This is a genomic window from Fervidobacterium gondwanense DSM 13020, from assembly GCF_900143265.1.
GTDB lineage: Bacteria > Thermotogota > Thermotogae > Thermotogales > Fervidobacteriaceae > Fervidobacterium > Fervidobacterium gondwanense.
In genome coordinates, this window is sequence record NZ_FRDJ01000025.1 from 1 (window position 1) to 1500 (window position 1500).

Annotated in this window: 1 protein-coding gene; it reads left to right on the top strand. The window is 34.4% G+C overall.

Annotation, left to right across the window (positions count from 1 at the left end):
* Window positions 1–227: 227 nt before the first annotated feature.
* The gene (locus tag BUA11_RS10220; protein WP_011994508.1) at window positions 228–1376 is read left to right on the top strand and encodes an IS110 family RNA-guided transposase; all 1149 of its coding nucleotides are present in this window, start codon (window positions 228–230) and stop codon (window positions 1374–1376) included.
* Window positions 1377–1500 lie beyond the last annotated feature (124 nt).

Sequence of the window (1500 nt, forward strand, 5' to 3'; positions counted from 1 at the left end):
CTCGTATAATAAGTTCGGTAAAAATTAAAATTGGTCTTTGAAAATTGAATGCATATTTTTTAACACCTCTGGTAAAATAGTTTCAGGTTGCCCCTCCTTGAGACTTTGTTCTCTTAAATAAGATTGCCTAACTAGAGTACAGCTTTTTACTTGCCGGAAAATGTTTTGCCTCGTTTTCTTATGTACCGCGAGGTTGTAAGGCTGTACTCAATCCGGAGGTGATTCCTTTGGCTATTTTAGCTATTGATGTCTCAAAGAACTATCTTTCTTTCTTTTCTGATTTCATCGGTAGTGGGACTGTTGAGAACTCTCCTCAAGGTATTGTTGAACTTTTTAACAAAGCTTTTGCTTCTTCTTCCGATTTTTCTCTTGTCCTTGAATCAACTGGTGTTTTTTCTTTTAATGTCGCTAACTTCTTCTTTCAAAACAACGTACCTGTCTTTTGGGTTAAAACTGATAACATTAAGCTCTATCGCAAAATTCTCAATCGTCCTAAAACTGACAAAATCGATGCTGAACTTATTTTCTCTATCGCTTCTAAATTTCCTGAGTCTTTAGTCCCTTTTGTCAATAACTCATATATCATCTCTGAGCTTCGTAATCTCACCAGACTTTATTTAAAGTTCAACGAAGATATCGCTCGATTGAAACTTAGGCTCTATTCGTATGTTTCTCTTTATTTCCCTAAACTTGACTTTAAACTAAATAAGACTTTCGAATGCCTGCTTAAAGATTATACAATCGAAGAAATCGCAAACATGCCAATTGAAGAGTTATTTGAATATATTGCGAAAATTTCCAGACACAATGTCTCTTCACAAGTCTTAGCAGAAAAACTCCAAACTCTTGCTAAAGATGCCTTGAGGTTGTCTGTTAATCCTTCAAACACTCTGAGAATATCTATTGTTTCCACTATCGATTTGATACAGCACTATGAAAAACAAATCGAACTAGTAAAGAAAGAAATAAGTAAATTACTTAAAGTAATTTCGAACACACTAACAACAGTCAAAGGGATAGGAGAAATAACTGCAGCTGGAATTATAGCCGAAATAGGAGACATCAATCGTTTCGAAAAAGCCTCAGCGTTAGCATCATACGCAGGGCTTGTATGGACAATCAATCAAAGTGGAAATTACAAATCAGAAAACAACCAACTAACGAAAAAAGGGAACAAGTATCTAAGAACATACCTAGTAATGGCAGCGAACGGAGTAAAGACATACGATCCTGTATACAAAGAATATTATCGCAAAAAGTACGCAGAAGCAACAACACACAAACACATGAGAGCGCTAATATTAACTGCAAGGAAATTAGTAAATTTAGTGTATTATTTACTAAAGAACAACGTACCGTATGTACCGATGAAATAGGTAAAAAGAACGAAATCAAGTATGTGAAGAATGAAAGTGAAATATTAAGTTATTGAAAGTCAAAGTGTTGACTAGGTTTTTTATTTTTCTATTTTTTCTCCTCTTGACTTATTACCGGAAATCT